Source organism: Escherichia sp. TW14182, from assembly GCF_000208525.1.
GTDB classification, from domain to species: domain Bacteria; phylum Pseudomonadota; class Gammaproteobacteria; order Enterobacterales; family Enterobacteriaceae; genus Escherichia; species Escherichia ruysiae.
In genome coordinates, this window is sequence record NZ_AEJZ01000081.1 from 1 (window position 1) to 26,300 (window position 26,300).

At 49.8% G+C, this 26,300-nt stretch carries 25 protein-coding genes and 7 pseudogenes; 18 read left to right on the plus strand and 14 right to left on the minus strand.

All coding sequences use genetic code 11. The annotated features are described in order from the left end of the window. From EQY_RS24410 to EQY_RS0108330, 9 genes and pseudogenes are all read right to left on the minus strand, one after another. Positions 1 to 246: pseudogene (locus EQY_RS24410) on the minus strand (transposase); the annotation flags it as partial. A gap of 45 nt (positions 247 to 291) precedes the next feature. Continuing rightward, positions 292 to 728, minus strand: a pseudogene (locus tag EQY_RS27285) (terminase small subunit). A 743-nt stretch (positions 729 to 1,471) separates the two neighbouring features. Then, the gene (locus EQY_RS26585; RefSeq protein WP_162536053.1) at positions 1,472 to 1,639 is read right to left on the minus strand and encodes a hypothetical protein; all 168 of its coding nucleotides are present in this window, start codon (positions 1,637 to 1,639) and stop codon (positions 1,472 to 1,474) included. 39 nt (positions 1,640 to 1,678) lie between these two features. Next, a pseudogene (locus EQY_RS26110) lies at positions 1,679 to 1,747 on the minus strand (lysozyme); the annotation flags it as partial. A 149-nt stretch (positions 1,748 to 1,896) separates the two neighbouring features. Then, a pseudogene (locus EQY_RS24420) lies at positions 1,897 to 2,076 on the minus strand (phage holin). Between the two features lie 188 nt (positions 2,077 to 2,264). Then, positions 2,265 to 2,366: pseudogene (locus EQY_RS27290) on the minus strand (DUF826 domain-containing protein); the annotation flags it as partial. Between the two features lie 58 nt (positions 2,367 to 2,424). Continuing rightward, positions 2,425 to 2,564: pseudogene (locus EQY_RS23920) on the minus strand (DUF1378 family protein). Between the two features lie 130 nt (positions 2,565 to 2,694). Further along, positions 2,695 to 2,826 carry a hypothetical protein gene (locus EQY_RS27210; RefSeq protein WP_274541216.1) on the minus strand — a complete coding sequence of 44 codons (132 nt, stop codon included), beginning with the start codon at positions 2,824 to 2,826 and terminating at the stop codon, positions 2,695 to 2,697. Between the two features lie 103 nt (positions 2,827 to 2,929). After that, positions 2,930 to 3,434 (minus strand): annotated as a pseudogene (locus EQY_RS0108330) (transposase family protein); the annotation flags it as partial. Positions 3,435 to 5,138: 1,704 nt separating this feature from the next. On the opposite strand from EQY_RS0108330, the gene glaH reads away from it, so the two are divergent. From glaH to csiR, 6 genes are all read left to right on the plus strand, one after another. Further along, complete coding sequence (glaH, locus tag EQY_RS0108340; RefSeq protein ID WP_024212465.1) at positions 5,139 to 6,116, plus strand: glutarate dioxygenase GlaH; 978 nt, start codon at positions 5,139 to 5,141, stop codon at positions 6,114 to 6,116. A 19-nt stretch (positions 6,117 to 6,135) separates the two neighbouring features. Further along, on the plus strand, positions 6,136 to 7,404 hold the full coding sequence (lhgD, locus tag EQY_RS0108345; protein WP_000271949.1) for an L-2-hydroxyglutarate dehydrogenase: 1,269 nt from the start codon (positions 6,136 to 6,138) through the stop codon (positions 7,402 to 7,404). A 22-nt stretch (positions 7,405 to 7,426) separates the two neighbouring features. After that, the gene (gene gabD, locus EQY_RS0108350) at positions 7,427 to 8,875 is read left to right on the plus strand and encodes an NADP-dependent succinate-semialdehyde dehydrogenase (protein ID WP_000772834.1); all 1,449 of its coding nucleotides are present in this window, start codon (positions 7,427 to 7,429) and stop codon (positions 8,873 to 8,875) included. 13 nt (positions 8,876 to 8,888) lie between these two features. After that, complete coding sequence (gabT, locus tag EQY_RS0108355) at positions 8,889 to 10,169, plus strand: 4-aminobutyrate--2-oxoglutarate transaminase (protein WP_000097684.1); 1,281 nt, start codon at positions 8,889 to 8,891, stop codon at positions 10,167 to 10,169. Between the two features lie 310 nt (positions 10,170 to 10,479). Next, positions 10,480 to 11,880, plus strand: coding sequence for a GABA permease (gabP, locus tag EQY_RS0108360; RefSeq protein ID WP_010345708.1), 1,401 nt, complete (start codon positions 10,480 to 10,482; stop codon positions 11,878 to 11,880). A 20-nt stretch (positions 11,881 to 11,900) separates the two neighbouring features. Then, a complete protein-coding gene (csiR, locus tag EQY_RS0108365; protein ID WP_000156828.1) occupies positions 11,901 to 12,563 on the plus strand; it encodes a DNA-binding transcriptional regulator CsiR in 663 nt (220 codons plus the stop codon). On the opposite strand, the gene kbp is transcribed toward csiR, so the two are convergent. Then, positions 12,564 to 13,013 carry a potassium binding protein Kbp gene (kbp, locus tag EQY_RS0108370; RefSeq protein WP_000522419.1) on the minus strand — a complete coding sequence of 150 codons (450 nt, stop codon included), beginning with the start codon at positions 13,011 to 13,013 and terminating at the stop codon, positions 12,564 to 12,566. Positions 13,014 to 13,095: 82 nt separating this feature from the next. Continuing rightward, positions 13,096 to 13,254 carry a YqaE/Pmp3 family membrane protein gene (locus EQY_RS0108375; protein WP_000508177.1) on the minus strand — a complete coding sequence of 53 codons (159 nt, stop codon included), beginning with the start codon at positions 13,252 to 13,254 and terminating at the stop codon, positions 13,096 to 13,098. Positions 13,255 to 13,436: 182 nt separating this feature from the next. On the opposite strand from EQY_RS0108375, the gene EQY_RS0108380 reads away from it, so the two are divergent. Both EQY_RS0108380 and EQY_RS0108385 read left to right on the plus strand, forming a co-directional pair. Next, complete coding sequence (locus tag EQY_RS0108380; RefSeq protein WP_000137274.1) at positions 13,437 to 13,736, plus strand: ArsR/SmtB family transcription factor; 300 nt, start codon at positions 13,437 to 13,439, stop codon at positions 13,734 to 13,736. Positions 13,737 to 13,745: 9 nt separating this feature from the next. Then, the gene (locus EQY_RS0108385; RefSeq protein WP_001229432.1) at positions 13,746 to 14,270 is read left to right on the plus strand and encodes a rhodanese family protein; all 525 of its coding nucleotides are present in this window, start codon (positions 13,746 to 13,748) and stop codon (positions 14,268 to 14,270) included. Between the two features lie 46 nt (positions 14,271 to 14,316). Here the strand turns inward: EQY_RS0108385 and stpA are convergent, their stop codons facing one another. After that, positions 14,317 to 14,718 (minus strand): DNA-binding protein StpA, encoded by a 402-nt coding sequence (gene stpA, locus EQY_RS0108390; RefSeq protein ID WP_000115375.1) that lies wholly within the window; start codon positions 14,716 to 14,718, stop codon positions 14,317 to 14,319. Positions 14,719 to 15,388: 670 nt separating this feature from the next. Between stpA and alaE the strand changes: the two genes are divergently transcribed. Then, a complete protein-coding gene (gene alaE / locus EQY_RS0108395; protein WP_000492676.1) occupies positions 15,389 to 15,838 on the plus strand; it encodes an L-alanine exporter AlaE in 450 nt (149 codons plus the stop codon). A 36-nt stretch (positions 15,839 to 15,874) separates the two neighbouring features. Here the strand turns inward: alaE and EQY_RS0108400 are convergent, their stop codons facing one another. After that, complete coding sequence (locus tag EQY_RS0108400) at positions 15,875 to 16,219, minus strand: DUF2002 family protein (RefSeq protein ID WP_000281310.1); 345 nt, start codon at positions 16,217 to 16,219, stop codon at positions 15,875 to 15,877. Between the two features lie 151 nt (positions 16,220 to 16,370). Between EQY_RS0108400 and EQY_RS0108405 the strand changes: the two genes are divergently transcribed. Next, positions 16,371 to 16,700, plus strand: a complete 330-nt coding sequence (locus EQY_RS0108405) for an ElaB/YgaM/YqjD family protein (protein WP_010345700.1) — start codon at positions 16,371 to 16,373, stop codon at positions 16,698 to 16,700. A 55-nt stretch (positions 16,701 to 16,755) separates the two neighbouring features. Here the strand turns inward: EQY_RS0108405 and pdxR are convergent, their stop codons facing one another. Next, positions 16,756 to 18,090, minus strand: coding sequence for a MocR-like pyridoxine biosynthesis transcription factor PdxR (gene pdxR, locus EQY_RS0108410; RefSeq protein WP_001138440.1), 1,335 nt, complete (start codon positions 18,088 to 18,090; stop codon positions 16,756 to 16,758). A gap of 87 nt (positions 18,091 to 18,177) precedes the next feature. Between pdxR and EQY_RS0108415 the strand changes: the two genes are divergently transcribed. The 8 genes from EQY_RS0108415 to proX all read left to right on the plus strand — a co-directional run bounded on the left by EQY_RS0108415 (position 18,178) and on the right by proX (position 26,220). Beyond that, complete coding sequence (locus tag EQY_RS0108415; RefSeq protein ID WP_000209789.1) at positions 18,178 to 18,609, plus strand: carboxymuconolactone decarboxylase family protein; 432 nt, start codon at positions 18,178 to 18,180, stop codon at positions 18,607 to 18,609. Positions 18,610 to 18,817: 208 nt separating this feature from the next. Continuing rightward, the gene (gene nrdH, locus EQY_RS0108420; RefSeq protein WP_001220162.1) at positions 18,818 to 19,063 is read left to right on the plus strand and encodes a glutaredoxin-like protein NrdH; all 246 of its coding nucleotides are present in this window, start codon (positions 18,818 to 18,820) and stop codon (positions 19,061 to 19,063) included. Further along, on the plus strand, positions 19,060 to 19,470 hold the full coding sequence (gene nrdI / locus EQY_RS0108425) for a class Ib ribonucleoside-diphosphate reductase assembly flavoprotein NrdI (RefSeq protein WP_000080947.1): 411 nt from the start codon (positions 19,060 to 19,062) through the stop codon (positions 19,468 to 19,470). The genes nrdH and nrdI overlap by 4 nt, the downstream gene beginning before the upstream one ends. Continuing rightward, entirely contained in the window at positions 19,443 to 21,587 is a 2,145-nt protein-coding gene (gene nrdE / locus EQY_RS0108430) for a class 1b ribonucleoside-diphosphate reductase subunit alpha (RefSeq protein WP_000246585.1), read from the plus strand. Before nrdI ends, nrdE begins: the two co-directional genes overlap by 28 nt. A 9-nt stretch (positions 21,588 to 21,596) precedes the next feature. Next, a complete protein-coding gene (gene nrdF / locus EQY_RS0108435; protein WP_000777984.1) occupies positions 21,597 to 22,556 on the plus strand; it encodes a class 1b ribonucleoside-diphosphate reductase subunit beta in 960 nt (319 codons plus the stop codon). A gap of 354 nt (positions 22,557 to 22,910) precedes the next feature. Next, positions 22,911 to 24,113, plus strand: coding sequence for a glycine betaine/L-proline ABC transporter ATP-binding protein ProV (gene proV / locus EQY_RS0108440; RefSeq protein ID WP_000985477.1), 1,203 nt, complete (start codon positions 22,911 to 22,913; stop codon positions 24,111 to 24,113). Next, positions 24,106 to 25,170, plus strand: coding sequence for a glycine betaine/L-proline ABC transporter permease ProW (gene proW, locus EQY_RS0108445; protein WP_000774961.1), 1,065 nt, complete (start codon positions 24,106 to 24,108; stop codon positions 25,168 to 25,170). The genes proV and proW overlap by 8 nt, the downstream gene beginning before the upstream one ends. Before the next feature lie 57 nt (positions 25,171 to 25,227). Then, the gene (gene proX / locus EQY_RS0108450; protein ID WP_001216525.1) at positions 25,228 to 26,220 is read left to right on the plus strand and encodes a glycine betaine/L-proline ABC transporter substrate-binding protein ProX; all 993 of its coding nucleotides are present in this window, start codon (positions 25,228 to 25,230) and stop codon (positions 26,218 to 26,220) included. Positions 26,221 to 26,300 lie beyond the last annotated feature (80 nt).

The window sequence follows — 26,300 nt, forward strand, 5'->3', positions numbered from 1 at the left end:
CCATTCTGCAACCTGCTCTTTGACCGCATCGGTGACTTGAGATATCAGCGTGGGCGACACGTCAGCGTCGTACATCTCTTTGAAGGTCAAGACGATTTCCCTCGTAGTCATGCCTTTGGCATACAGGGACAAAATCTGGTTGTCCATCTGGGTGATACGCGTCTGATGCTTCTTAATCAACTGCGGTTCGAAGGTGTTTTCACAGTCACGCGGCGTGTTCAGTTCGATCTCGCCGTCATCGGCAATCCCCTTACCAGAGGCTGCAATGCAATTGAAACGGCAGCCATTATATTATTCATTTCTTTCTCTGATATATTCATCGAGTAAATCCGGTAATTTATCCCCCGTACGCGCACACTGATTCTCTCCCTTAGCAATAAGGGGTTTCAGATGATCAAGATAGTGCGGCGTTAAATCCGGAAACTGTCATTGTATGGATAAAGGGATGGAATCAAACGTACCGGACAACACCATCGCCAGCTTACTGAGTGCAAAATACAGAATCCGGCATCAATAAGTTTTCCTTCAGACTTCTGATTATTTAACTGTTGTATAACGGCCTGTTCTGCAGTCAATTACCATCTGGCAATAAGCAGCTTTTCTTCATAATCGTCACCGCCATCATCAATATTGTATTCGCCACGTCTCCGGGTTTTCGGTGCTCCAGGGAGTTTCTGAAGATCTCTTAAACAGCATTCAGTCAAATCAAGATGCTTAGCTACCTCCATCTACGTTACCATACACTTTTTACATACTTCCGGTTCAGGTCACCATTTATCCTCCAGACTGGTCGTATTTCCATTTTTTCAATAGCAGATTTATTTTTAATCAATTGGTTAACTAACAGAGAAACCGGAAATGATTTTCCGGAAAATTTTCTTAAATAGCAAAAATCTGCGAGGTCGTCACCCCGTAACCTCAGGATCGCTGGAAAGAACCAGCTGAAATGACTGAGTAGTGATGTTCCTGGCATATCCTCCCCTTCATGAAAAAAAACACCAGAACATCCTTATCATTCTTTATTATTTCTCTGGTAATAACAAAATAATCAGTGAAAAATTCAGTATGAAACACTTTTATGTATGATAATATCTGCGACCACTCTAATGCATTATAACCAATGTAATCATCACCACAATATAAAATCAATCACAGAAAACATACTCATAAATATAATTAAACACCTCAATATTACGTAATATCCGACAAATGGATAATCATAATCATTCAAATCAAGATTATAAAAACAAAGGACATTACATAGAGAAAATAGCATTTAAATGTCAAAATCAACCAACATAAATTACGAATTGAAATACAACATAAAAATAAGATAAAAATATGACGACTAAGATATATCACTCTTCAATTCGTGCCATTTGTCGCCGCACTTAACCCTGCGGCATTTTTTTATTCCAAGTGAGTACTGGGTGAGCCGATTTCGTCCACTATTGCACCGGACTGGCGATTATTAGGGTACAATCCTCGCCCCATTCAGTTCGCGCGGCAAAACCTGGTATGCATCATTTTTGATTATTCCCGTACACTCGCGCAGAGGAGTATCCGCCAGGGCTGCGGTCATGGTTAATACGGGAATACGGCGACAATACTGCGCATTGAGAAAACTTATTTCAGACATTGAGTATGAAGATATTCCTGCGCCCCTTACAGCTGCTTCAGCACCGTCACAGTATGCCGTTGTGTGGTTACCTTCTTTTTCATCCAGGAACTGATTGAGGATTTCAGGCAATAATCATAAAGCGCCGCATCTGCCCTTCCTTATCGCGGCGTTTTTTCATCTATAGAAAGTATCACTACAGGCTATTTTTTATTCAGCTCAGCAATTTCATTTTCCAGACAGCTAATTCGTTGATTTATTTTCTCAGAGTTCATTATTTACTCTCCCCCCGCCGCCTTACAGCGATCCTCTTTAATTTTGTAATACAGATTCATCAGGTACGTCAGAAAATTCTCCAGCACACCTATCGCCGCCTACTGCGACGGGGAGACCTTGTCCAGCAACTGCAAGAATCAGTATCTCGTTCCCACCGCTGATACTGGTGGCCTGATCGCGATGTATCACAGCATCGTTGCAGGTTCTGGCTGCAGTATATCACCTGTTTGTGCTTCATTCCCGGACACTGGCTCCGGTTGTGCATCACCAGCTGACGCATCATCCGCCTGCGCCTCCTCTCCGGGCTATACTTCCGGAGAACCGAGAGTCTCATCCAGAATCGCTTCCACATCCCCATAATCCGGGATTCAAACGTTTTACGGATGGTTTCTTTCAGGGTGCCACATACCTCTTCAGTGCGCAGCGCGGCTTTCACTGCATCAACAGTGACCAGTTTATTTATTTCTGCCATGGAATTTTTTCACGGAGAGACATTACTACGGGATGGGTTGATCCTTTGGTACGACAGTCTAGACTGCGCTGATTTTTTCAGCCGCCACGGCATCAATCTTTTTAGGAATGTATGCGTATAATTTTGTATCCTCCGCTCACCAGATATAACGCAAACCACCGTGAAGAAATACAGTAATATCAGCTGTAAAAATATCATTATCCCACCAACTTATTGACCCGACACATATCTGCTGGTTAAAAATAGTTCCGCATATTTTGCCTTATTGTTGATATCCATCGTATGACCGAGCCGCCGGAGCCTGCTTTTGTCTGGCGGCATTTTTTTATTACCCCGTCACGGCTTCGTTCACCGCCACACTCAGACTTTCCATCTCAATGTTGCAGGTTGTGTTGGTGGTGATGGCACTCAGCATCAGCGTGTCCACCGCAACAGTTGATGGCGAACATGTCAGCGTCACGTCCACTGCCAGGCTGGCTCTTGCTGTGCAGACGCCGGAAGAGTCAGAGAACAGATACCATTTTTACTGTAAAACCGTGGCCAATATTACTTGACCACTACAAATCAAGAACCTGAGCATGATGTTGCTGCCGTTTTCTGCACCTTGCGTTGTCCTGATACCATGCCTGTCTGCTGTGCCCCAGGAACTGACATGCACGTGTAACAGTTATTTTTGGAGCCGAACTTTGCGCGAGGACTTGCCGGGCTGCTTTTTTACGATACTCACCCCGTAATCATTTTTCAGGACATTGATAACCGACTCAAAAAATCAGCTTTCTGGTTCGCCAGTTCAAGCTGCGCTTCAAGTTCCCTGATTCTTTGCTCGGGTGTGAGCGGGATAGTTGTCTGAGTCACAGGCTGTTTCCTCTTCACCAGATCAGGAAGTCCGGGACTCCAGTCAAGCCGGCCATATTTACACAACCAGACAAGAACAGTGAAGCGCCCCTGAATGCCGTACCGCTGCTGGGGCTGTTTATAGGTCATCTCGCCTTTTTCGACCTGTTCAACAACAGCTATTTTAAAGGATAGAGGATAATCACGTTGGGTGCGTTTGAACTTAGTCATCATCACGTTCTCCGGATTTAAGTCAGGAACGTGTCAACGCTATTCAGGACGGGCCACCATCATCTGTATGGCGCTGGGTTACTCCCGATGAGACCTGCATCAGCACCCGAACCCGCAATATTACCCACCCGACACGATAGTGGTTGCGGATATACCCTCCGCAATGGAGGGATTCACCACGCGCACCTTTAACAAACTCACCAACAATACAACAATAAAACAATAAAACAATAAAACAACAAAACAACAAAACTATGATCAATTTAACAATTCATGCACACACATAAAAATGCGCATAAAAATGAGAATTAGATCAAAAATAAACAACAAATATTTTACACAAAAAACACCACTAATTAATATAACATGCATCGTATCACACGATACGATGAATTAAACCCTTAAACTTAACATTAATGCCAGTATGTATTGCCCGCTGATTTCAGCGGGCGCTTTAAGAGACAATGATTATGAACACATGGGAAAAAGCTATTTTTTTATTGTCTGTTTCTTTTGCAGCCATATCAGTCTACTTTCTTCACAACCTGCTCTGACAATATTTTCAATCTCCACTTCTGGTTAAATACAATCAACATATATTTCCCAGTAATATGTCTGCCAGATACATCTGTAACCATTACCTAAGATATATGCCCCAGATACTCATTCAGAATACACTCCCTTGTGGGTCTTTTTGGGAGTATCAACGATAGACATTTGCATCATGCTCTGAAAGACGAGGATTCCTGCAACATTCAGGCTATCACCAGAATCATTTCGGTGTATTCCTGCTTCAATAGCGGGCTGAATTCACTATTCCTCAGTTCAGAAGGGCATAGTTATATAGTGTACTGGATAAAAAAACCCCTCCGGAGAGGGGATTTGAATTATATGCACATTCTTATCTTACATGGCGCCGGGTGCCTCCCGGTGAACTCTGCAATGACCAGACAGAATCCGCAATACCAACGAACACGGCAGACTACTTCACAGTCATTTATGCCCCTCCGCACAGGGGGATTCACCATGCGCAATTATTTTTAACAAAAAAGATAGGGAAGCCAATACCCAAAATAATGAAATGTGATTCTTTTAACGTTTTTTAAATTTCGAACTTAGTAGTAAGTATTTTTATTTTTTTAACTAAATTTTACAACGAGTTTATATTTCCATTTGCCCCACTCTGGTTCAATACTAAAAATATTAATTATCGATAAAAATATAGCAAATAAAGTTTCATCAGGTACCCTCGCCCTAAGCCTTCTGGTTCACAGTTGGCCAACAGTGCTTCGTCACACACCGAGACCGCGAGGGCTTCATGAGCATTCTTCAGGCTATAGCCTTACGGGCTCAATCCCCCCAGGAGGCGGTTTAGGGATAACAACTAAAAATACCCTGCTTACAATGAGTTATCTCAAATTGACTCACCTTGTATTAAATCGCAGGGTAAGTTTATTTTAAAGTTTGAAATCATGCTTATACACGCCCTTACAATCCACAATAGTGCATTGTTTTAACTCGTTATTCCCCTAAAAAAGCATCTGGCACTCACCAAATCAAATGTTAACCATTTGTTGTTTTCGATCACAATAAGAAAACAATATGTCACTTTTGTGCGCATTTTTCAGAAATGTAGATATTTTTAGATTATGGCTACGAAATGAGCATCGCCATGTCACCCTACATCTCATAAGAGGATCGCTTCTGATGAATGCACTGACCGCCGTACACACTAACGCTGTCGATTCAGGCCAGGACTATAGCGGATTCACCCTCACCCCGTCGGCGCAATCCCCTCGCCTGCTGGAACTTACCTTCTCTGAACAGACGACCAAACAGTTCCTTGAACAGGTCGCCGAGTGGCCCGTGCAGGCACTGGAGTACAAATCGTTTCTGCGTTTTCGGGTAGGCAAAATTCTTGACGACTTGTGTGCAAATCAGCTGCAACCACTGCTGTTGAAGACGTTGCTAAACCGCGCTGAAGGTGCGTTTTTGATCAATGCGGTGGGTGTCGATGATGTGAAGCAAGCGGATGAGATGGTGAAGCTGGCAACGGCGGTGGCGCATCTGATTGGTCGTTCCAATTTCGATGCCATGAGCGGTCAGTATTACGCGCGTTTTGTAGTGAAAAATGTCGATAACTCAGACAGCTATCTGCGTCAGCCGCACCGCGTAATGGAACTGCATAACGACGGCACCTACGTTGAAGAAATCACTGATTACGTGCTGATGATGAAAATCGACGAACAGAACATGCAGGGCGGAAACTCGCTGCTGCTGCATCTCGATGACTGGGAACATCTGGACCACTTTTTCAGCCATCCGCTGGCGCGCCGTCCGATGCGCTTTGCCGCGCCGCCAAGTAAAAACGTCAGTAAAGATGTCTTCCATCCGGTGTTCGACGTCGATCAGCAGGGTCGCCCGGTGATGCGCTATATCGACCAGTTCGTCCAGCCAAAAGATTTCGAAGAAGGCGTGTGGCTGAGCGAGCTTTCCGATGCCATTGAAACCAGCAAAGGCATTCTGTCTGTGCCGGTTCCCGTTGGCAAATTCCTGTTGATTAACAATCTGTTCTGGCTGCACGGTCGCGACCGCTTTACCGCGCATCCGGATCTGCGTCGTGAACTAATGCGCCAGCGCGGCTATTTCGCATACGCCACTAACCACTACCAGACGCATCAGTAAGCGCAAAGGAATTGAGCGGATGTATGATTTTGTGATTATTGGCGGCGGCATCATCGGCATGTCGACCGCCATGCAACTGATTGACGTCTATCCGGATGCCCGAATTGCGCTACTGGAAAAAGAGTCCGGCCCGGCCTGCCATCAGACGGGTCACAACAGCGGCGTGATCCATGCCGGGGTCTATTACACACCCGGCAGCCTGAAAGCGCAGTTTTGCCTGGCGGGGAACCGCGCCACCAAAGCCTTTTGCGATCAAAACGGCATCCGCTACGACAACTGCGGCAAGATGCTGGTCGCCACATCCGCACTCGAAATGGATCGGATGCGCGCGTTATGGGAACGCACGGCGGCAAACGGTATCGAGCGCGAGTGGTTAAACGCCGACGAGCTGCGCGAGCGCGAACCGAATATCACCGGTCTTGGCGGTATTTTTGTGCCGTCCAGCGGCATTGTCAGCTACTGCGAAGTGACAGCGGCGATGGCAAAAATCTTCCAGGCCAGAGGCGGTGAGATTATCTATAACGCCGAAGTCAGCGGCCTTAATGAGCATAAGAATGGCGTGGTGATACGTACCCGTCAGGGCGGCGAATATGAAGCGTCGACGCTGATTAGCTGTTCCGGGCTGATGGCTGACCGGCTGGTGAAAATGCTCGGCCTCGAACCGGGCTTTATCATCTGCCCGTTCCGTGGCGAGTATTTCCGCCTTGCGCCGGAGCATAACCAGATTGTTAACCACCTGATTTACCCCATTCCCGATCCGGCAATGCCATTTTTGGGCGTTCATCTCACCCGCATGATCGACGGCAGCGTCACCGTCGGGCCAAACGCGGTGCTGGCTTTCAAACGCGAAGGCTATCGCAAGCGCGACTTCTCATTTAGCGACACGCTGGAGATTTTGGGCTCGTCGGGGATTCGCCGGGTGCTGCAAAACCATCTACGCTCAGGACTGGGCGAGATGAAAAACTCGCTGTGCAAAAGCGGCTATCTGCGGCTGGTGCAAAAGTATTGTCCCACGCTTTCGTTAAGCGATCTCCAGCCCTGGCCTGCCGGTGTGCGGGCGCAGGCGGTATCGCCGGACGGTAAGCTGATTGACGATTTTCTGTTTGTCACCACCCCGCGCACGATCCACACCTGCAATGCGCCCTCCCCGGCAGCGACATCAGCAATTCCTATTGGTGCGCATATTGTCAGCAAGGTACAAACGCTGTTGGCAAGCCAGAGTAACCCCGGACGCACGCTGCGAGCGGCACGTAGTGTGGATGCCTTACACGCCGCATTTAATCAATAACCTTTGAAAACAGGACGTAACAATGAAACTTAACGACAGTAACTTATTCCGCCAGCAGGCGTTGATTAACGGGGAATGGCTGGACGCCAACAATGGTGAAGTCATCGACGTCACCAATCCGGCGAACGGCGACAAGCTGGGTAGCGTGCCGAAAATGGACGCTGATGAAACCCGCGCCGCTATCGACGCCGCCAATCGCGCCCTGCCCGCCTGGCGTGCGCTTACCGCCAAAGAACGCGCCACCATTCTGCGTAACTGGTTCAATTTGATGATGGAGCACCAGGACGATTTAGCGCGCCTGATGACCCTCGAACAGGGTAAACCGCTGGCTGAAGCGAAAGGCGAAATCAGCTACGCCGCCTCCTTTATTGAGTGGTTTGCCGAAGAAGGCAAACGTATTTATGGCGACACCATTCCCGGTCATCAGGCCGATAAACGCCTGATTGTTATCAAGCAGCCGATTGGCGTTACCGCCGCTATCACGCCGTGGAACTTCCCGGCGGCGATGATTACCCGTAAAGCCGGCCCGGCGCTGGCGGCAGGCTGCACCATGGTGCTGAAACCTGCGAGTCAAACACCGTTCTCTGCGCTGGCGCTGGCGGAGCTGGCGATCCGCGCGGGCGTTCCGGCTGGCGTATTTAACGTCGTCACTGGCTCGGCGGGGGCTGTCGGTAACGAACTGACCAGCAATCCGCTGGTGCGCAAGCTGTCGTTTACCGGCTCAACCGAAATTGGCCGCCAATTAATGGAACAGTGCGCAAAAGACATCAAAAAAGTGTCGCTGGAGCTGGGCGGCAACGCACCGTTTATCGTCTTTGACGATGCCGATCTCGATAAAGCCGTGGAAGGCGCGCTGGCCTCAAAATTCCGCAACGCCGGGCAAACCTGCGTCTGCGCCAACCGTTTATACGTGCAGGACGGTGTGTATGACCGCTTTGCCGAAAAATTGCAGCAGGCGGTGAGCAAACTGCACATCGGCGACGGGCTGGATAAAGGCGTTACCATCGGGCCGCTGATCGATGAAAAAGCGGTAGCCAAAGTGGAAGAGCATATTGCCGATGCGCTGGCGAAAGGCGCTCGCGTGGTTTGCGGCGGTAAAGCGCACGAACGCGGCGGCAACTTCTTCCAGCCGACCATTCTGGTGGACGTTCCGGCTAACGCCAAAGTGTCGAAAGAAGAGACGTTTGGCCCCCTCGCCCCACTGTTCCGCTTTAAAGATGAAGCCGATGTGATTGCGCAAGCCAACGACACCGAGTTTGGTCTTGCCGCCTATTTCTACGCCCGTGATTTAAGCCGCGTCTTCCGCGTAGGCGAGGCGCTGGAGTACGGCATCGTCGGCATCAATACCGGCATTATTTCCAATGAAGTCGCCCCGTTCGGCGGTATCAAAGCCTCGGGACTGGGTCGTGAAGGTTCGAAGTATGGCATCGAAGATTACTTAGAAATCAAATATATGTGCATCGGTCTTTAACTGGAGAACGCGAATGAGCAGCAATAAAGAGTTAATGCAGCGCCGCAGTCAGGCAGTTCCTCGTGGCGTTGGGCAGATTCATCCGATTTTCGCTGATCGTGCGGAAAACTGCCGGGTGTGGGACGTTGAAGGCCGTGAGTATCTTGATTTCGCGGGCGGGATTGCGGTGCTCAACACCGGGCACCTGCATCCGAAAGTGGTGGCGGCGGTAGAAGCGCAACTGAAAAAACTGTCGCATACCTGCTTCCAGGTGCTGGCTTACGAGCCGTATCTGGAGTTGTGCGAAATAATGAATCAGAAGGTGCCGGGCGATTTCGCCAAAAAAACGCTGCTGGTAACGACCGGTTCCGAAGCGGTGGAAAACGCGGTGAAAATCGCCCGCGCTGCCACCAAACGCAGCGGCACCATCGCCTTTAGCGGCGCTTACCACGGGCGCACGCACTACACGCTGGCGCTGACCGGCAAGGTGAATCCGTATTCTGCGGGCATGGGGCTGATGCCGGGGCATGTTTATCGCGCGCTTTATCCTTGCCCGCTGCATAACATCAGTGAAGATGACGCTATCGCCAGTATCCACCGAATTTTTAAAAATGACGCTGCGCCGGAAGATATCGCTGCCATCGTGATTGAGCCGGTTCAGGGCGAAGGCGGTTTCTACGCCGCGACGCCAGCCTTTATGCAGCGTTTACGCGCACTGTGTGACGAGCACGGAATCATGCTGATTGCCGATGAAGTGCAGAGCGGCACGGGGCGTACCGGCACGCTGTTTGCGATGGAGCAGATGGGGGTTGCGGCGGATCTCACCACCTTTGCGAAATCGATCGCGGGCGGCTTCCCGCTGGCGGGCGTCACCGGGCGCGCTGAAGTGATGGATGCTGTCGCACCGGGCGGCCTGGGCGGCACCTATGCCGGTAACCCGATTGCCTGCGTAGCCGCGCTGGAAGTGTTGAAGGTGTTCGAGCAGGAAAATCTGCTGCAAAAAGCCAACGACCTGGGCCAGAAGCTAAAAGACGGATTATTGGCGATCTCCGAAAAACACACCGAGATCGGCGACGTTCGCGGGCTAGGGGCGATGATTGCCATCGAGCTGTTTGAAGATGGCGATCACAGTAAACCCAACGCCAGACTCACCGCTGAGATCGTGGCGCGCGCCCGCGACAAAGGCCTGATTCTTCTTTCCTGCGGCCCGTACTACAACGTGCTGCGCATCCTTGTGCCGCTCACTATTGAAGATGCTCAGATCCGTCAGGGGCTGGAGATCATCGCTCAGTGTTTTGATGAGGCGAAACAATAGCTATGTCTGTTTGTAAGAGTTAACCGTTGCTAAGGGAATGATAACGATACAGTAAAAAATAATAACGATGAGGCGATCGACAAAGTTAAAAATGACTGCGGACTGTCCCCTCGCCCCTCTGGGGAGAGGGTTAGGGTGAGGGGTATACACGATGCTAAACCCTCACCCCGACCCTCTCCCTGAGGGAGAGGGAGAAAACCATCACGCTTTCGCTTTTAAGATTTTGTTGACCGCCTCAATTAAACGCGTGACCCGACGCGGGAAATGTCGGGGCGCTCTCCCAAGTGACACACTTTCGAGAGGATTCAGGATGGGGCAATCATCGCAACCACATGAGCTAGGCGGCGGGCTGAAATCACGCCACGTCACCATGTTGTCTATTGCCGGTGTTATCGGCGCAAGTCTGTTTGTCGGTTCGAGCGTCGCCATCGCCGAAGCGGGACCTGCGGTATTACTGGCTTATCTGTTCGCCGGATTACTGGTGGTTATGATTATGCGGATGCTGGCAGAAATGGCGGTCGCCACGCCCGACACCGGCTCCTTTTCCACCTACGCCGATAAAGCCATTGGTCGCTGGGCGGGCTATACCATCGGCTGGCTGTACTGGTGGTTTTGGGTACTGGTTATCCCGCTGGAAGCCAACATCGCCGCTATGATCCTGCATTCGTGGGTTCCAGGTATTCCCATCTGGTTATTTTCCCTGGTCATTACCCTCGCCTTAACCGGCAGTAATTTATTAAGCGTTAAAAACTACGGTGAATTTGAATTCTGGCTGGCGATATGCAAAGTGATTGCCATTCTGGCGTTTATTTTCCTTGGAGCTGTAGCAATTAGCGGTTTTTACCCTTATGCCGAAGTGAGCGGTATTTCAAGATTGTGGGATAGCGGCGGCTTTATGCCGAACGGCTTTGGCGCGGTATTAAGCGCGATGCTGATAACCATGTTTTCTTTTATGGGGGCAGAGATTGTCACCATTGCGGCAGCCGAATCCGACACGCCGGATAAACATATTGTCCGCGCCACCAACTCGGTTATCTGGCGTATCTCCATTTTCTATTTGTGTTCTATTTTTGTCGTCGTGGCACTCATTCCGTGGAATATGCCAGGACTGAAAACCGTGGGTTCCTACCGTTCCGTGCTGGAGCTGCTGAATATTCCACATGCAAAATTCATTATGGACTGCGTTATTTTGCTGTCGGTGACCAGTTGTCTGAACTCGGCTCTGTATACCGCCTCAAGGATGCTCTACTCCTTAAGCCGTCGCGGGGATGCGCCAGCGGCAATGGGTAAAATCAACCGCAGCAAAACCCCGTATGTGGCAGTATTACTCTCGACCGGCGCGGCGTTTTTAACGGTGGTAGTGAACTATTACGCGCCTGCGAAAGTGTTTAAATTCCTGATCGACAGCTCCGGCGCTATTGCCCTGCTGGTTTATTTAGTCATCGCCGTTTCGCAATTGCGGATGCGTAAAATCCTGCTGGCGGAAGGCGGCGAAATTCGCCTGCGCATGTGGCTTTATCCGTGGCTCACCTGGCTGGTGATTGGCTTTATTACCTTTGTACTGGTGGTGATGTTATTCCGCCCGGCGCAGCAACTGGAGGTAATTTCCACCGGCTTATTAGCGATAGGGATTATCTGTACCGTGCCAATTATGGCACGCTGGAAAAAGCTGATATTGTGGCAAAAAACACCCGTTCATAATACGCGCTGATAATGTTCAGGAGTCACACCATGACCATTACGTCTCTGGATGGCTACCGCTGGTTGAAAAACGATATTATTCGCGGCAATTTTCAGCCAGATGAAAAATTACGGATGAGTTCGCTAACGTCGCGTTATGCACTCGGCGTCGGGCCGTTGCGGGAAGCCCTTTCGCAACTGGTGGCGGAACGGCTGGTCACGGTGGTGAATCAAAAAGGGTATCGGGTGGCGTCTATGTCAGAGCAAGAACTGCTCGATATTTTCGACGCCCGCGCCAATATGGAAGCGATGCTGGTGAGTCTGGCAATTGCCCGTGGCGGCGATGAGTGGGAGGCTGACGTTCTCGCAAAAGCGCATTTGCTCAGTAAGCTTGAGGCTTGTGACGCCAGCGAGAAAATGCTTGATGAATGGGACCAGCGCCATCAGGCATTTCATACTGCAATTGTGGCGGGCTGTGGCTCCCACTATTTACTGCAAATGCGTGAACGGTTGTTTGATCTGGCGGCGCGCTATCGGTTCATCTGGCTGCGGCAAACGGTGCTTTCTATAGAAATGCTGGAAGATAAACATGAACAGCACCAGACCCTGACTAAGGCGGTACTGGCGCGAGATACGGCGCGCGCCAGTGAGTTAATGCGCCAGCATTTACTGACGCCAATTCCGATTATCCAGCAGGCGATGGCTGGCAATTAACTACTCTTCAGGAATACGCAACACCTGCCCCGGGTAAATTTTATCCGGGCTTTTTAGCATCGGTTTATTCGCTTCGAAGATTTTATTGTAGAGATTGGCGTTACCGTAAACCTGTTTGGAAATAGCACTCAGAGTGTCACCAGACTTAACGGTATAAAACTGGCTGGCAGTGCCTGGCGTCGCCGTTTTTACCTGATCGTCCACGCTGGCAATACCGGAAATATTCCCCACTGCAACAAGGATTTTTTCCTTCGCTTCCTGACTTAAGCCGTCACCTGTAACCGTCGCTTTACCATCGACAATCTGAATATTCACTTTATCGGCATCAGGTATACCGGTTTTGTTCAGATGTTCCTGCACCTTCTTCGCCTGATCGTCTTTATCATGCTGACCAGTGACCGCGTCCCAGAGCTTTTCTCCGGCATCTTTCACAAAATTGAACAGACCCATAACTACCTCATTCGTTAATGGAAACACTCAGAAAGTGTAGCAGAGGAACGCGGCGCGTTAACGCCGCAGGATGAGCACAGGATCAATCGCGGGTTTGCACCCAGAAAGCGTGAATTAAACCAGGGATATAGCCAAGAAGTGTCAGCAAAATATTAATAATGAATGCCCAACCAAATCCTTTCCCCAGCAGCACGCCGAGTGGTGGCAAAATGATGGTGATGACGATTCTCCAGAACCCCATATGTCCTCCCTATAAGAAAATTACTCATTGTTTAAAAAGAAATTTTATCTCTTAAGCATAGTAATTTTAGCGGAGTCTGCCTGTTTCAGCCTTTGCTTTTACCCTCATTTACGCTGCTGACGCTGGTATACGTTGCATTTTTAGTTTAGAGTTTACTTAATTTAGAAAACACTTAAATAAATATGACTGAACTAGCCCAACTACAGGCCAGCGCCGAACAGGCTGCGGCCTTACTGAAAGCAATGAGTCACCCCAAACGGTTGCTGATTCTGTGCATGATTTGCGGTTCCCCCGGCACCAGCGCCGGTGAACTGGCGCGCATTACCGGACTGAGTGCCTCTGCAACGTCACAGCATCTGGCACGGATGCGTGACGAAGGGCTTATCGACAGCCAACGGGATGCCCAACGCATTCTTTATTTCATTAAAAATGAGGCGGTAAATGCCATTATCGCCACCCTGAAAAACGTCTATTGTCCGTAAGGAGTAGCAATGGCTTTAACAACAATTCCACCGCTTGATGCACAAGAATTAATCTCACGCGGTGCAAAGTTAATCGATATTCGCGATGCCGATGAATATCTTCGTGAACATATTCCTGAAGCGGATCTGGCGCCATTATCCGTACTGGAACAGTCTGGTCTTCCGGCAAAATTACGTAGCGAACAAATTATATTCCACTGTCAGGCAGGAAAACGCACCAGTAATAATGCACAAAAATTAGCAGCGATTGCCGCTCCCGCAGATATCTTTTTACTGGAGGGCGGTATTGATGGCTGGAAAAAAGCGGGATTGCCGGTAGCTGAAAATAAATCGCAGCCTTTACCATTAATGCGTCAGGTACAGATCACAGCAGGTGGCTTAATATTAATCGGCGTCGTATTGGGTTATGCCGTGAATAGCGCGTTCTTCTTATTAAGCGGCTTTGTCGGTGCGGGATTAATGTTTGCGGGCATCAGCGGTTTTTGCGGGATGGCAAGGTTGTTAGATAAGATGCCGTGGAATCAGCGAGCGTAAGAAGCGACGCCGGACGCGCCATAGTGGCAGCATCCGGCAGCAGTCATTAGATCAGGAAATCGTCGAGAGATTTACCTTCAGCCAGTGCCTGAGCGATCGGTTTCGGTGTACGACCCTGGCCGGTCCAGGTTTTGACTTCACCATTAAAATCGGTGAATTGATATTTTGCCGGACGCGGCTGGCGTTTTTTACCTGCACGCGGTGCAGCAGAATTATTACCGAATAACTCTTCCGGGTTAATTCCGTCAGCCTTCATCAGCTCCAGCCAGGTGCTAATTTTCTCCTGGCGCTCTGCCAGTTCACGCTGCTGCTGTTCTTCTTCTTCACGTCTTTCTTTAGTGACAACCCTGAATTTTTCGAGCATTTCTTCAAGAACGTCAATGGAGAATTCGCGAGCCATCGCACGGAGGGTGCGAATGTTATTTAAACTTTGTAACATTACGGACATAATAAAGAAAACCTTTTAACGCCAAAACAAAAAAAAGTATTTCGTCGCGTAGTGTAAGCGATCACTTATTATATTTCCACAAAATTTAATCTATTTACAGTCGCGCGCGATATTATTTCAACCGTTATTTCCAGGCAGATTAATAATTATTTTCGGTTTATATATTAGCCATTTGACTTATCATTGCAGACATTTGCGAATAATCGGATGCCCTCTGTGCCATCATCACCGAAGGTAGATTAAAGAAAATTGAATAAAAATGCATACATAAAGAATAAAAACAAAGTTTCAGTAACTGAAGTTTTATGCTGGCATTAGTGGCTTCAGGTCATTAAAAATGCTAAATGAGCTCAACCCGCTACTTAAGCCGGATTGTCTACGCTTTACGGCGTTAACAGCCCTTAACCGCCCCACCAGCACAGTTCACAATGACAACGTAATAATATGATTTTAAATAAAATTATTCATAAAGGCATTTAAAAATCCATAATGTATAAAAAATACGCCATTGCGGAACATTTTATCTACAAAAACAAAATAAATAAAAATTTTTCACTAATTGATTACTAACAACCAGCAATATACGCTATGCAAAAATGAAACAGGCAGTCTAAAGCACTGCTTCCATTTCCATTCATACCCGATTTCGCTTTTATTAAGGAGCATTAGCATGTTCTCACCGCAGTCACGCTTGCGTCATGCAGTTGCAGACACGTTCGCGATGGTTGTTTACTGTACTGTCGTGAACATGTGTATTGAAGTTTTCCTCTCCGGGATGAGCTTCGAACAATCTTTTTATTCCAGGCTGGTGGCCGTTCCGGTGAATATCTTAATTGCATGGCCATATGGCATGTACCGCGATCTGTTTATGCGCGCGGCACGCAAAGTTAGCCACTCTGGTTGGACAAAAAATCTGGCTGATATTTTGGCTTATGTGACGTTCCAGTCACCAGTGTATATGGCGATCTTATTAGTGGTAGGCGCAGACTGGCACCAGATTATGGCAGCGGTCAGTTCAAACATCGTTGTTTCGATGCTGATGGGGGCGGTCTATGGCTACTTCCTTGATTACTGTCGCCGCTTGTTCAAAGTGAGCAGCTACCAGCAGGTAAAAGCCTGACCCTTCTTTTCGCGACTGGCATCGCCAGTCGCGTCTTTAACTGGCTTCGCCAAATAAGCCATGCAAATAACGTTCAAGCGCAACACGCGAACTAAAGCCATGCGGGATACCGTAATGCTCATGACGTTCACCCGCTAAATAGAGCGGAAATTGCTGGTAATGATCGCAAGTTTTAATATCGGAAGCAGGTTCAGCCAGTGTGGAACTACGTTCTTTTAATGTTGGATGAATTATCAGTGCGGTACGTCCCATTCTCGCTTCGCGGTTAACATAGACATAATGTTCCCCACGACGGTAACCGTATGCTTTCTGGGTTACTACATCGACAGTAAAACCGACTTTCTCAAGTACGCGCGCCACCTCGTCTGGTCGTAAATACATATTTTATCCTCGTTAATATCTACTGCGCGCCTACCTTACCTGATTGCGCATTCACAACGCTTTCAGAAAAGTCCATAAAGCCGCGATGAATCTCTGTTAAGAAAATTATGGTCTACACTGAAAATTACATCGAATTCTAATGGGGGATCATATGTTTAACAGACCGAACCGCAACGACGTCGATGATGGCGTGCAGGATATTCAGAATGATGTCAATCAATTAGCCGACAGTCTCGAATCTGTATTGAAGTCCTGGGGCAGCGACGCCAAAGGTGAAGCCGAAGCCGCACGCAGTAAAGCTCAGGCTCTACTGAAAGAAACCAGAGCGCGGATGCATGGTCGTACTCGCGTCCAGCAAGCCGCGCGCGATGCAGTTGGCTGCGCAGATTCTTTTGTTCGTGAAAGACCCTGGTGTAGCGTGGGTACAGCAGCTGCGGTAGGTATTTTTATCGGCGCGCTGTTAAGCATACGCAAATCGTAATGCAACAATGATAATAAATACGCGTCTTTGACCCCGAAGCCTGACTTCGGGGTTTTTAACTTAAGGCTTTGCGTAATTGTTGTGCCACCTGCTGCGCCATACTCTCACTGATAATATTGGTAAACGAGAGAAGCAATCCTCCTTTCCCACTTGATCGGATACGCCAGTCGCTAAGTGCCTGCACCGCAAGGCCAGCAGTATTGGCTTTACGAGCGTGGAAAATATCATCGCCCACCATGCTGATAACCATCTGGATGCCACCTTTTTGTGGCATAACCAGGAATCCCTGTTGCGTAAGCGCCTGTTCAATCCACTGCCTACGCTGCGCATAGTGCTGACGCATTTTCTTCAGATGCCGCCAGAAATGCCCCTCGCGAAGAAAGTCAGCCAGTGTGTTCTGCCATAGAACTGGCACTGCACATGGCTTCAGTGACGCCTGTTGGCGGAATTGCGTAATCTGCTCCACCGGCACCACCAGCCACGCACAGCGCAATGCAGGAAATAGCGATTTGCTGAATGTTCCGGCATAAATCACCCGCTGTGGCGCGTCGAGGCTTTTCAGCGCCGGTAATGGCTTACCGTGATAACGGAATTCACTGTCGTAATCGTCTTCAATAATCCACGCCTGCGCACGCTCTGCCCACGCCAGCACCTGATGCCTGCGCGCCAGAGAGAGTGCAACACCGAGCGGGCTTTGGTGCGCAGGAGTTATCAGAGCAAAACGTGCATCAGGATAATTTTGCATTCCGCTTGCGACATCCAGTCCGTTGTCATCAACAGGCACAGGTAAAATTTCCACACCGTGGCGAGTAACAATCGGGCGAATCAGCGGAAAACCAGGATCTTCCATCCACATCCCGTCTCCCGGTTTCGCCAGCGCGTGCAGAATTAAAGCCATTGAGGCTGCATAACCGTGAGTGATAAAGACCTGTTCTGGCTGGCATTCAATCCCGCGTGAGACGCGTAAATAATCAACAATTGCCTCACGCAACGCCACCTCACCACAGACATCGCCTAACGCCAAATCAAAGCGCGTCTGGGTACGCAGACGGCGCCCCATCACCCGCGCCCACAGCTCTCGCGGAAAGAGATCGAGTGCGGGTAATCCCATCTGGAATGGTAGCGGTTGCTGGCTTTCACCGGCAAAGGCAAGCACATCCACAGCGGATTGTTGGGGATGTATTTGCTCGCTGACAAAGGTGCCCGCCTGCCCCCGCCGTACCAGCCATCCTTGTGCCACCAGCTCAGCATAAGCATTTTCGACGGTGGATCGAGACACGCCCAGCTCCTGCGACCAGGTACGACTGGAAGGTAGCCTTGCGCCGGGTTTTAGTTCCCCTTGCTCAATAGCCGTTTTTAACTGACGGGCGATATCCTGATAGCGCGGCATATGGTCTGCTTTTTTAGGTAATTTATGGCTCTCTTTAGCAGTCCATTATAGTGCTACATTGCGGGCGTTAATAAGAGGAGAAACTGTATGACTACATTACGTCAGCCTTACTACGAACTTAGCCCGGCAGTGTATAACGCGCTGGTGCAGGCCAAAACGGCGCTGGAAAATAGTGCGCTGGATACCACACTGATGGAGTTAGTTTATTTGTGCGTCTCGCAAATAAACGGCTGCGCATTTTGTCTGGAGATGCACAGTAAAGCATTACGCAAATCCGGTGTGCCGCAGCACAAGCTGGACGCTCTGGCAGGCTGGCGGGTGAGCCATCATTTTGATGATCGCGAGCGGGCGGCGCTGGCTTGGGCGGAATCGGTGACCGATATTGCCCGAAGCCATGCAGAAGACGACGTTTATCAACCTTTGCTTGAATATTTCAGCGCAGCAGAGATCAGCGACCTGACTTTTGCCATCGGACTGATGAATTGCTTTAACCGCCTGGCCGTTTCCATGCGGATGTAATTTCCTGATGCCGGGTAATCACCCGGCTATAGAACACAAAACCCCCTACCCCGCTGAGCCACTCAACGGCGGTGAGATTTATCGAAATTTCCCATATCTTGTATGGTTGAATCTTTTTTCAACTACATCTAGTATCCCTGTATCAACAGAGAGACAACCCGACGCGTATCATCGCGCCGTATCTTCATTTTAAACGGAAATACGAATCATGCGCATTATTATTTACACTCGTAACGATTGCGTTCAGTGCCACGCCACCAAACGGGCGATGGAAAACCGGGGCTTTGATTTTGAAATGATTAATGTCGATCGCGTTCCTGAAGCGGCGGAAGCGTTGCGTGCTCAGGGCTTTCGTCAGTTGCCGGTAGTGATTGCAGGCGATCTTAGCTGGTCTGGTTTTCGTCCGGACATGATCAACCGTCTGCATCCAGCGCCACACGCGGCCAGTGCATGAGCCAGCTCGTCTACTTCTCCAGCAGCTCCGAAAATACGCAGCGTTTTATCGAACGTTTAGGGCTGCCCGCCGTGCGCATTCCACTCAATGAGCGGGAACGGATTCAGGTAGACGAGCCTTACATCCTGATCGTGCCCTCTTACGGCGGTGGCGGTACGGCTGGCGCTGTGCCACGACAGGTGATTCGCTTTTTAAACGACGAACATAACCGGGCGTTGCTTCGCGGCGTTATTGCTTCGGGTAATCGCAACTTTGGTGAGGCGTATGGTCGCGCCGGAGATGTGATTGCCCGGAAATGCGGCGTGCCGTGGCTGTACCGCTTTGAACTCATGGGTACGCAAAGCGATATCGAAAATGTTCGTAAAGGAGTAACCGAATTTTGGCAACGACAACCGCAGAACGCCTGACGCAGGAAACAATGGATTACCACGCCCTGAATGCGATGCTTAACCTTTACGATAGCGCAGGTCGCATTCAGTTCGATAAAGACAGCCAGGCCGTAGACGCCTTTATGGCGACGCATGTACGCCCGAACAGTGTGACCTTCAGTAGCCAGCAGCAGCGCCTGAACTGGTTGGTCAACGAAGGTTACTATGATGAAAATGTCCTCAATCGCTACTCTCGCGACTTTGTCATTACGCTATTTGCCCGCGCGCACGCCAGCGGTTTTCGTTTCCAGACGTTCCTCGGTGCATGGAAGTTTTACACCAGCTATACGTTGAAAACATTCGACGGTAAGCGTTATCTGGAGGATTTTGCCGATCGAGTCACTATGGTGGCGCTGACGCTGGCACAAGGCGATGAAACGCTGGCGTTGCAACTGACCGATGAAATGCTGTCAGGACGCTTTCAGCCTGCCACGCCAACATTCCTCAACTGTGGCAAACAGCAGCGCGGCGAACTGGTTTCCTGTTTTCTGCTGCGTATTGAAGACAATATGGAGTCGATTGGCCGGGCGGTAAATTCCGCACTGCAACTGTCGAAACGCGGCGGCGGCGTGGCATTTTTGCTGTCGAATCTGCGGGAAGCGGGCGCGCCAATTAAACGTATTGAAAATCAATCTTCTGGCGTAATTCCGGTGATGAAAATGCTGGAAGACGCATTTTCCTATGCCAATCAGCTCGGCGCTCGTCAGGGGGCGGGTGCAGTCTATTTACATGCCCATCATCCCGATATTCTGCGTTTTCTCGACACAAAGCGGGAAAATGCCGACGAGAAAATCCGCATTAAAACGCTGTCGCTGGGCGTGGTGATCCCGGATATCACCTTCCATCTGGCGAAAAAGAATGCGCAGATGGCACTGTTTTCGCCCTATGACGTTGAGCGGGTTTACGGCAAGCCGTTTGCCGATATCGCCATCAGCGAACACTATGACGAACTGGTTGCCGATAAACGCATCCGCAAAAAATACATCAACGCGCGTGATTTCTTCCAGCGGCTGGCGGAGATCCAGTTTGAGTCCGGCTATCCCTACATCATGTATGAAGACACGGTAAACCGTGCTAACCCTATCGCCGGGCGCATAAATATGAGCAATCTTTGCTCAGAGATTTTGCAGGTAAACAGCGCCTCAGAGTATGACGAGAATCTCAACTATGCTCGCACAGGCCATGATATTTCCTGCAATTTAGGTTCGTTGAATATTGCCCACACCATGGATTCCCCCGACTTTGCCCGCACGGTAGAAACAGCCGTGCGCGGTCTGACGGCGGTGTCGGATATGAGTCATATCCGCAGCGTGCCCTCCATCGAGACCGGAAATACCGCCTCGCACGCCATCGGGCTGGGGCAGATGAATTTACACGGTTATCTGGCGCGGGAAGGCATCGCCTATGGTTCGCCGGAGGCTCTGGATTTCACCAATCTCTATTTCTATACCATCACCTGGCACGCGCTGCGCACCTCGATGTTGCTGGCGCGCGAACGCGGTGAAACCTTCGCCGGGTTCAAACAGTCACGCTATGCCAGCGGTGAATATTTTAGCCAATATCTGCAAGGTAACTGGCAGCCGAAAACGGCGAAAGTTGGCGAACTGTTTGCCCGTAGCGGTATTACGCTACCTACCCGTGAGATGTGGGCGCGACTGCGCGACGACGTGATGCGCTATGGCATCTACAACCAGAATCTCCAGGCGGTGCCACCAACCGGTTCCATCTCTTATATCAACCATGCCACGTCGAGTATTCATCCGATTGTGGCGAAAGTAGAGATCCGCAAAGAGGGCAAAACCGGGCGCGTTTACTACCCTGCCCCGTTTATGACTAATGAGAATCTGGCGCTGTATCAGGACGCTTACGAAATTGGCGCGGAAAAGATTATCGACACCTACGCGGAAGCGACTCGCCATGTCGATCAGGGTTTGTCGCTGACGCTGTTTTTCCCCGATACCGCCACCACTCGCGATATCAACAAAGCGCAGATTTACGCCTGGCGCAAGGGTATCAAAACGCTCTATTACATTCGCCTGCGTCAGATGGCGCTGGAAGGTACTGAAATTGAAGGCTGCGTCTCCTGCGCACTTTAAGGAATATCTATGAAACTCTCACGTATCAGCGCCATCAACTGGAACAAGATTACTGACGATAAAGATCTGGAGGTGTGGAATCGCCTGACCAGTAATTTCTGGCTACCGGAAAAAGTGCCACTGTCGAACGATATCCCCGCCTGGCAGACATTAAGCGCCGTAGAGCAACAACTGACGATGCGTGTTTTTACTGGCCTGACGCTACTCGACACGCTGCAAAATGTTATCGGCGCACCTTCGCTGATGCCCGATGCGATCACGCCCCATGAAGAGGCGGTATTATCAAATATCAGCTTTATGGAAGCGGTTCATGCCCGCTCTTACAGTTCGATTTTCTCGACGCTGTGCCAGACAAAAGATGTCGATGCCGCCTACGCCTGGAGTGAAGAAAACGCGCCGTTGCAGCGAAAAGCACAGATTATTCAGCAACATTATCGCGGCGATAATCCGCTGAAAAAGAAAATCGCCAGTGTGTTTCTTGAATCTTTTTTGTTCTATTCCGGTTTCTGGCTGCCGATGTATTTTTCCAGCCGCGGAAAGCTGACCAATACCGCAGACCTGATCCGTCTGATTATTCGCGATGAAGCAGTCCACGGTTACTACATCGGCTATAAATATCAGAAAAACATGGAAAAGATATCTCTGGGACAACGTGAAGAGTTGAAGAGTTTCGCCTTCGATTTGTTGCTGGAACTCTACGACAACGAGTTGCAATACACCGATGAGCTGTACGCCGAAACCCCGTGGGCTGACGATGTGAAAGCGTTTCTCTGTTACAACGCCAATAAAGCGTTGATGAATCTGGGGTACGAACCGCTTTTCCCGGCAGAAATGGCGGAAGTGAATCCGGCAATCCTCGCCGCGCTTTCGCCGAATGCCGATGAAAATCACGATTTCTTTTCCGGTTCTGGCTCCTCTTATGTGATGGGAAAAGCGGTCGAAACAGAAGACGAAGACTGGAATTTCTGACACCGTTATTTAAAAAATATCACCAACCGCAGCAGGGAAATAATTTTCATTAAATGGCTTTTTATCACACAGATATTTTGTGGTGATCTACACTGATACTCTGTTGCATTATTCGCCTGAAACTACAATATTCAGGCGTTTTTCCGCTATCTATAACAAAAAATATCAACTTTTCTCGATTTGCTCTCAGCCCTTATATCACGGGAAATTCCGGCAATTTGCTCACATCAATATTCATGCCACATTTGCCATCAGGGGTTGCCTCAGATTCTCAGTATGTTAGGGTAGAAAAAAGTGACTATTTCCATCGGGTAATATATCGACATAAACAAATAACAGGAATCTTTCTATTGCATGGCAATTAAATTAGAAATTAAAAATCTCTATAAAATATTTGGCGAGCATCCACAACGGGCTTTCAAATATATCGAAAAAGGACTTTCAAAAGAACAAATTCTGGAAAAAACAGGTCTATCGCTTGGCGTAAAAGACGCCAGTCTGGCCATTGAAGAAGGCGAGATATTTGTCATCATGGGATTATCCGGTTCGGGTAAATCCACAATGGTACGCCTTCTCAATCGCCTGATTGAACCCACCCGTGGACAAGTACTGATTGACGGTGTGGATATTGCCAAAATATCCGATGCCGAACTCCGTGAGGTGCGCAGAAAAAAGATTGCGATGGTCTTCCAGTCCTTTGCCTTAATGCCACATATGACCGTGCTGGACAATACTGCCTTCGGCATGGAATTAGCTGGAATTAACGCCGAAGAACGCCGGGAAAAAGCTATTGATGCACTGCGTCAGGTCGGGCTGGAAAATTATGCCCACAGTTACCCGGACGAACTTTCTGGCGGGATGTGCCAACGTGTCGGATTGGCTCGCGCATTAGCCATCAATCCGGATATTTTATTAATGGATGAAGCCTTCTCGGCGCTCGACCCACTAATTCGCACCGAGATGCAGGATGAGCTGGTAAAATTACAGGCGAAACATCAGCGCACCATTGTATTTATTTCCCACGATCTCGATGAAGCTATGCGTATTGGCGACCGAATTGCCATTATGCAAAATGGTGAAGTGGTACAGGTTGGTACACCGGATGAAATTCTTAATAATCCGGCGAATGATTATGTCCGTACCTTCTTCCGTGGCGTCGATATTAGCCAGGTGTTCAGCGCAAAAGATATTGCCCGCCGCAGCCCTAATGGCTTAATTCGTAAAACACCCGGCTTCGGCCCGCGTTCGGCGCTGAAATTATTGCAGGATGAAGACCGCGAATATGGTTACGTCATCGAACGCGGTAATAAATTTGTCGGCGCAGTGTCTATCGATTCGTTAAAAGCAGCATTAACGCAGCAGCAAGGTCTTGATGCGGCGCTGATTGATGCGCCGTTAGCGGTCGATGCTCAGACGCCTCTTAGCGAGTTGCTCTCTCATGTCGGACAGGCGCCGTGTGCGGTGCCCGTGGTCGACGAGGACCAACAGTATGTCGGCATCATTTCGAAAGGAATGCTGCTGCGCGCTTTAGATCGTGAGGGGGTAAACAATGGCTGATCAAAATAATCCGTGGGATACCACACCAGCGGCAGACAGCGCCGCACAATCCGCAGACGCCTGGGGTACACCGGCTGCTGCACCGACTGACGGCGGTGGCGCTGACTGGCTGTCCAGTACGCCTGCGCCAAACGTCGAGCATTTTAATATTCTCGATCCATTCCACAAGACGCTGATCCCACTCGACAGTTGGGTAACTGAAGGGATCGACTGGGTCGTTACCCATTTCCGTCCCGTCTTTCAGGGTGTGCGCGTTCCGGTGGATTATATTCTCAACGGTTTCCAGCAATTGCTGCTGGGTATGCCTGCACCTGTGGCGATTATCGTTTTCGCTCTCATCGCCTGGCAGATTTCCGGCGTCGGTATGGGCGTTGCGACATTGGTTTCACTGATTGCTATCGGCGCGATTGGCGCATGGTCGCAAGCAATGGTCACCCTGGCGCTGGTATTAACCGCCCTGCTGTTCTGTATCGTCATCGGTTTGCCGTTGGGGATCTGGCTGGCGAGAAGTCCGCGAGCGGCGAAAATTATTCGTCCACTGCTTGATGCCATGCAGACCACGCCAGCGTTTGTTTATCTGGTGCCAATCGTCATGCTGTTTGGTATCGGTAACGTGCCGGGCGTGGTGGTGACTATCATCTTTGCTCTGCCGCCGATTATCCGTCTGACCATTCTGGGGATTAACCAGGTTCCGGCGGATCTGATTGAAGCCTCGCGCTCATTCGGTGCCAGCCCGCGCCAGATGCTGTTCAAAGTTCAGTTACCGCTGGCGATGCCGACCATTATGGCGGGCGTTAACCAGACGCTGATGCTGGCTCTTTCAATGGTGGTCATCGCCTCGATGATTGCTGTTGGCGGGCTTGGTCAGATGGTTCTGCGCGGTATCGGTCGTCTGGATATGGGGCTTGCCACCGTTGGCGGCGTCGGGATTGTGATCCTCGCCATTATCCTCGATCGCCTGACCCAGGCCGTTGGGCGCGACTCACGCAGTCGCGGCAACCGACGCTGGTACACCACTGGCCCTGTCGGTCTGCTGACCCGCCCATTCATTAAATAACTCTGCACTTGCCCGGTGACACCGGGCATTACCACCCTGCCAAAAAAAGGAATAACAATGCGACATAGCGTACTTTTTGCGACAGCGTTTGCCACGCTTATCTCTACACAAACTTTTGCTGCCGATCTGCCGGGCAAAGGCATTACTGTTAATCCAGTTCAGAGCACCATCACTGAAGAAACCTTCCAGACGCTGCTGGTCAGTCGTGCATTAGAGAAATTAGGTTATACCGTCAATAAACCCAGCGAAGTGGATTACAACGTTGGCTACACCTCGCTTGCTTCTGGCGATGCAACCTTCACCGCTGTGAACTGGACGCCGCTGCATGACAACATGTACGAAGCAGCCGGTGGCGATAAGAAATTTTATCGTGAAGGGGTATTTGTTAACGGCGCGGCGCAAGGTTACCTGATCGATAAAAAAACCGCCGACCAGTACAAAATCACCAACATCGCACAATTGAAAGATCCGAAGATCGCCAAACTATTTGATACCAACGGCGATGGCAAAGCGGATTTAACCGGCTGTAACCCCGGCTGGGGCTGCGAAGGTGCCATTAATCACCAGCTTGCCGCGTATGAACTGACCAACACCGTGACGCATAATCAGGGTAACTATGCGGCGATGATGGCTGACACCATCAGTCGTTACAAAGAGGGCAAGCCGGTGTTTTACTACACCTGGACGCCGTACTGGGTGAGTAACGAACTGAAGCCGGGCAAAGATGTCGTCTGGTTGCAGGTGCCGTTCTCCGCACTGCCGGGTGATAAAAACGCCGATACCAAACTACCGAATGGCGCAAATTACGGCTTCCCGGTCAGCACCATGCATATCGTTGCCAACAAAGCCTGGGCTGAGAAAAACCCGGCGGCAGCGAAACTGTTTGCCATTATGCAGTTGCCGGTGGCAGACATTAACGCCCAGAACGCCATTATGCATGACGGCAAAGCCTCAGAAGGCGATATTCAGGGTCACGTTGATGGCTGGATCAAAGCCCACCAGCAACAGTTCGATGGCTGGGTAAATGAGGCGCTGGCAGCGCAGAAGTAATTTTTATTCGGGCGGATAAGGCGTTTTTGCCGCATCCGCCATTCTGTACACAATGCCTGATGCGACGCTGACGCGTCTTA

Excerpts from the sequence above, each read along its gene's own strand:
- proW (WP_000774961.1), top strand. The coding sequence starts at position 24,106 with ATGGCTGATCAAAATAATCCGTGGGATACCACACCAGCGGCAGACAGC.
- EQY_RS26585 (WP_162536053.1), bottom strand. The coding sequence starts at position 1,639 with ATGTCTGAAATAAGTTTTCTCAATGCGCAGTATTGTCGCCGTATTCCC.
- proX (WP_001216525.1), top strand. The coding sequence starts at position 25,228 with ATGCGACATAGCGTACTTTTTGCGACAGCGTTTGCCACGCTTATCTCT.
- gabT (WP_000097684.1), top strand. The coding sequence starts at position 8,889 with ATGAGCAGCAATAAAGAGTTAATGCAGCGCCGCAGTCAGGCAGTTCCT.
- lhgD (WP_000271949.1), top strand. The coding sequence starts at position 6,136 with ATGTATGATTTTGTGATTATTGGCGGCGGCATCATCGGCATGTCGACC.
- nrdI (WP_000080947.1), top strand. The coding sequence starts at position 19,060 with ATGAGCCAGCTCGTCTACTTCTCCAGCAGCTCCGAAAATACGCAGCGT.
- alaE (WP_000492676.1), top strand. The coding sequence starts at position 15,389 with ATGTTCTCACCGCAGTCACGCTTGCGTCATGCAGTTGCAGACACGTTC.
- EQY_RS0108415 (WP_000209789.1), top strand. The coding sequence starts at position 18,178 with ATGACTACATTACGTCAGCCTTACTACGAACTTAGCCCGGCAGTGTAT.
- EQY_RS0108375 (WP_000508177.1), bottom strand. The coding sequence starts at position 13,254 with ATGGGGTTCTGGAGAATCGTCATCACCATCATTTTGCCACCACTCGGC.
- csiR (WP_000156828.1), top strand. The coding sequence starts at position 11,901 with ATGACCATTACGTCTCTGGATGGCTACCGCTGGTTGAAAAACGATATT.
- pdxR (WP_001138440.1), bottom strand. The coding sequence starts at position 18,090 with ATGCCGCGCTATCAGGATATCGCCCGTCAGTTAAAAACGGCTATTGAG.
- EQY_RS0108405 (WP_010345700.1), top strand. The coding sequence starts at position 16,371 with ATGTTTAACAGACCGAACCGCAACGACGTCGATGATGGCGTGCAGGAT.
- glaH (WP_024212465.1), top strand. The coding sequence starts at position 5,139 with ATGAATGCACTGACCGCCGTACACACTAACGCTGTCGATTCAGGCCAG.
- gabD (WP_000772834.1), top strand. The coding sequence starts at position 7,427 with ATGAAACTTAACGACAGTAACTTATTCCGCCAGCAGGCGTTGATTAAC.
- EQY_RS0108385 (WP_001229432.1), top strand. The coding sequence starts at position 13,746 with ATGGCTTTAACAACAATTCCACCGCTTGATGCACAAGAATTAATCTCA.
- EQY_RS0108380 (WP_000137274.1), top strand. The coding sequence starts at position 13,437 with ATGACTGAACTAGCCCAACTACAGGCCAGCGCCGAACAGGCTGCGGCC.
- EQY_RS0108400 (WP_000281310.1), bottom strand. The coding sequence starts at position 16,219 with ATGTATTTACGACCAGACGAGGTGGCGCGCGTACTTGAGAAAGTCGGT.
- kbp (WP_000522419.1), bottom strand. The coding sequence starts at position 13,013 with ATGGGTCTGTTCAATTTTGTGAAAGATGCCGGAGAAAAGCTCTGGGAC.
- proV (WP_000985477.1), top strand. The coding sequence starts at position 22,911 with ATGGCAATTAAATTAGAAATTAAAAATCTCTATAAAATATTTGGCGAG.
- stpA (WP_000115375.1), bottom strand. The coding sequence starts at position 14,718 with ATGTCCGTAATGTTACAAAGTTTAAATAACATTCGCACCCTCCGTGCG.
- nrdF (WP_000777984.1), top strand. The coding sequence starts at position 21,597 with ATGAAACTCTCACGTATCAGCGCCATCAACTGGAACAAGATTACTGAC.
- nrdH (WP_001220162.1), top strand. The coding sequence starts at position 18,818 with ATGCGCATTATTATTTACACTCGTAACGATTGCGTTCAGTGCCACGCC.
- gabP (WP_010345708.1), top strand. The coding sequence starts at position 10,480 with ATGGGGCAATCATCGCAACCACATGAGCTAGGCGGCGGGCTGAAATCA.